General features: G+C 53.1%; 1 protein-coding gene. It reads left to right on the forward strand.

The window, feature by feature from the left end; translation table 11 throughout:
• Positions 1 to 71 precede the first annotated feature (71 nt).
• On the forward strand, positions 72 to 1,009 hold a 938-nt coding region (yaiW, locus tag PY311_RS12610), incomplete at its 3' end, for a surface-exposed outer membrane lipoprotein YaiW (RefSeq protein WP_286149041.1).

The following is a 1,009-nucleotide window of genomic DNA, read 5'->3' on the forward strand; positions in this document are numbered from 1 at the left end:
GCTTTGAACATGAGCTGGATGGTGACAAAATTCAGGAAGTAACCCATACCTTGAGCTAAAAAGGAGAAGTAATGTCGCGCGTCAATCCTCTATCTTCGCTGTCATTGTTGGCGGTTCTGGTTTTAGCGGGGTGTAGTAGTCAGGCTCCGCAACCGTTGAAAAAGGGCGAAAAAGCGATAGATGTGGCGAGCGTCGTGCGGCAGAAGATGCCTGCGAGCGTGAAAGACCGCGATGCCTGGGCGAAAGATCTCGCCACCACCTTTGAAAGTCAGGGGCTGGCACCGACGCTGGAAAACGTCTGCTCGGTGCTGGCGGTGGCGCAGCAGGAGTCAAATTATCAGGCAGATCCGGCCGTTCCGGGCTTAAGCAAGATCGCCTGGCAAGAGATTGACCGTCGTGCTGAACGGATGCACATTCCTGCTTTTCTGGTGCATACCGCGCTAAAAATCAAATCGCCAAACGGCAAAAGCTATAGCGAACGGTTAGATTCGGTGCGTACAGAAAAGCAATTGAGAGCGATTTTTGACGATCTGATCAGCATGGTGCCAAGGGGGCAGACGATGTTTGGTTCGCTCAATCCGGTGCGCACCGGTGTGCCGATGCAGGTCAGTATTGCTTTTGCCGAACAGCATACCAAAGGGTATCCGTGGAAAATGGACGGTACAGTCCGTCAGGAAGTCTTCAGTCGCCGCGGCGGGTTGTGGTTTGGTACTTACCATTTACTGAATTATCCCGCCAGCTATAGTGCGCCGATATACCGTTTTGCTGATTTTAACGCTGGCTGGTACGCCAGCCGTAATGCCGCGTTTCAGAACGCGGTCAGTAAGGCCAGCGGCGTGAAGCTGGCACTGGACGGTGATTTAATTCGTTACGACAGTAAAGAGCCCGGGAAAACCGAACTGGCATCGCGCAATCTGGCGGGAAAACTGGGGATGAGCGACAGCGAAATTCGCCGTCAGTTAGAGAAAGGGGACAGCTTCTCTTTTGAGGAGACGGCGCTGTACAAGAA

This window comes from Neopoerus faecalis (assembly GCF_029218125.1).
Classification (GTDB): Bacteria; Bacillota; Clostridia; order Oscillospirales; family Oscillospiraceae; genus Oscillibacter; species Oscillibacter faecalis_A.